Here is a 672-nt window from a genome sequence, read left to right as displayed (position 1 = left end):
GGACAGCGGAGTGCTGTTGCAGGTAGGACCCTGGACCGGAACAGCTTGCAACGTTAGCATATGCAGTCGGCGCTGGAACAGGCAGTCCAATAGCGGAAGGGATTATCAATGGCGCGACTGCGGCCGAGAGGTCCGTGATCGGTTCCGAGATTACAGACAGATCCATCGAGGAGACAGACCTTGGACCGGATGCTTTTGACAACTTCACCCTGGCCGATGGTTCAGTAACAGGAAGCCAAATTGCTGAAGGGACTTTTACCAGCCCTAACGTGGCCGAGGGATCCATGACCGGGTCCCAAATTGCTGACGCCGCCATCGAGAGCCAGCACCTTGGACCGGATGCTTTTGACACCTTCACCCTGGCCGAGGGGACCGTTGATAGCAAGCCACCCGCACCCGATGCCATTGACAAATACCCCCTGCCCGATGTGTCAGAAACAGGGAGCCAGATCCGTGAAGGCTATATCACGGGGGCGAATGTGGCCGAGGTGGCCTTGAACGGCTCTCAGATGGCCGAGGGATCCATCGAGGGCCGACACCTTGGACCGGATGCCTTTGATAACTTCACCCTGGCTGACGGCTCTGTTACCGGAAGCCAAATTGCTGAAGGGACTATCACCGGCGCGAACGTCGCTGAGGGTTCCTTGAACGGCTCCCTGATCGCCGAAGGTT

1 pseudogene is annotated in these 672 nt (G+C 58.0%); it reads left to right on the top strand.

Going from position 1 to position 672, the window contains the following annotated elements:
- Positions 1-134 precede the first annotated feature (134 nt).
- Positions 135-672: pseudogene (locus RB298_RS15590) on the top strand (hypothetical protein); the annotation flags it as partial.

The sequence above is a fragment of the Priestia sp. BR_2 genome (assembly GCF_041954005.1).
In the GTDB taxonomy this organism is placed as follows: Bacteria; Bacillota; Bacilli; order Paenibacillales; family Paenibacillaceae; genus Paenibacillus_AQ; species Paenibacillus_AQ lautus_A.
Note: the sequence above shows the minus strand (reverse complement) of the source record. Positions and strands in the feature narration are given on the sequence as shown.